The organism is Methylophaga sp. UBA1464 (genome assembly GCF_002325665.1).
Taxonomy (GTDB): Bacteria; Pseudomonadota; Gammaproteobacteria; order Nitrosococcales; family Methylophagaceae; genus Methylophaga.
Genome location: NZ_DCSO01000085.1, coordinates 1 through 1,412, shown reverse-complemented (window position 1 = coordinate 1,412; position 1,412 = coordinate 1). Strand labels below are relative to the sequence as shown.

Genomic DNA, 1,412 nt, shown 5'->3' with positions numbered 1-1,412 from the left:
GGTAGCTGTCAAAAAGACCGCTTTTTATAACCAATTGTTTCCAGCCAAACCCGGTTAATTTAATTCTTTATTCAATCAAGCTGTTCAATGGCCGATTCGATCCAAACCCGATGATGGCGCACATCGCCCAAAGCCTGTTTCAGCATGAGCTGGATATAGCCCGGGTATATCTCTTCATTGGCATTTTCGTATAGCTTGTTCGTCAGGTTTTCGTTTAGCAACATGGCTTGCAGTATAGATTTGTCCCCACCAATTGCAGCGATTACCACTGGTCCTTTGGTCAAAAATTGTTTGTAATCAGCACCGTCAGGTGGGGCGCCACCTTCCTGTATAATGGCGTCACAAAATTGTATTAAATGTCGCTCGTGCTCCCCCAGAAATTCTGTCATTTTTGCCCGGTAATCCAGATTGTCCAATCGTTCAATGGCCGCTTCGTAAGTTTCGATGGCATTGAATTCCAATGACACCAAATCACCAATCTTACTGATAACTTGTTCAGAATCCATGACATCACTCTCATCAATTACTTCCATCGTATGTTCATCACTTTTAAAGTTGGCAATTAATTTGTTACGCATTTGTTCAGTTGCCCATAATCATTCAGCTAGCCATTTTCCAGTATGTTTCTGAACTGGCTTGTGCACATGATGATGCTGTTTACATTCACTGGCACTTGCCTCACATATGTCAGCGCAAAGCTGCCATATCATCTTGAGAAACTCACTTTCCACAAACCATGGCAAACTCTATGCCAGCAATCGGATTTGATAGTTCATGCAGGTGGTACAAGGTTTTTGTCGGTATGATTTTTAATAAAAGCAGGAATAACATTCACTTTGCTGTATAAAAAATTCCTATCGCCGGTAATTTTTACTCGGACAGAACATCTATATGCCGATGGCAATATTCACTGCATCCTGAATGATAGTTGGCCTTAAAGCGTTCGTGTTTGATCGGAATAGTTTTGCAGTGGTACATATTCTGGTATTGCTCAGTATTTGCTATTCATCCTGGAGGATTTAAGGCATGACGCAATCTATTGCTAATACTTTTAGTGATCCAAGAAGCCGTTATCCACGTCCCGAGTTCGAAACGCAGCAACAGTCAATTCCGGGACAAGAAAAAATCATGAAACCGACACCGAAGCCTTTTTTCACTTCTCCCGCGTCGTGTTAAAACATATTCCACCGGGTGGTTCGATCATCAATGCCACCTCTATTCAGGCATTTGAGCCAAGCAGCAATCTTGCCTCTTATGCAGCGACAAAAGCAGCGATTGCTAATTTCACACTATCACTGGCTTCTGAGGCCATTAACCAGGGCGTCAGAGTAAACGGCATGGCACCTGGCCCGATATGGACACCATTAATCACTAGGACTTGTTGCTCTCTCATAGCCGCCTCTGTTGTGACT

At 43.1% G+C, this 1,412-nt stretch carries 2 protein-coding genes and 1 pseudogene; 2 read left to right on the top strand and 1 reads right to left on the bottom strand.

Features of this window, described 5'->3' with window-relative positions; genetic code table 11:
- Window positions 1-71 precede the first annotated feature (71 nt).
- Window positions 72-578: a DUF2383 domain-containing protein gene (locus tag B3O33_RS10755; protein WP_292362269.1), complete on the bottom strand. Its 507-nt coding sequence runs from the start codon at window positions 576-578 to the stop codon at window positions 72-74.
- 448 nt (window positions 579-1,026) lie between these two features.
- Here B3O33_RS10755 and B3O33_RS10750 point away from each other — a divergent pair, with 448 nt between their 5' ends.
- Together B3O33_RS10750 and B3O33_RS16045 are read left to right on the top strand one after the other, a co-directional pair.
- On the top strand, window positions 1,027-1,176 hold the full coding sequence (locus B3O33_RS10750; protein WP_292362268.1) for a hypothetical protein: 150 nt from the start codon (window positions 1,027-1,029) through the stop codon (window positions 1,174-1,176).
- Window positions 1,167-1,412, top strand: a pseudogene (locus B3O33_RS16045) (SDR family NAD(P)-dependent oxidoreductase); the annotation flags it as partial. The gene B3O33_RS10750 and the pseudogene B3O33_RS16045, both read left to right, overlap by 10 nt.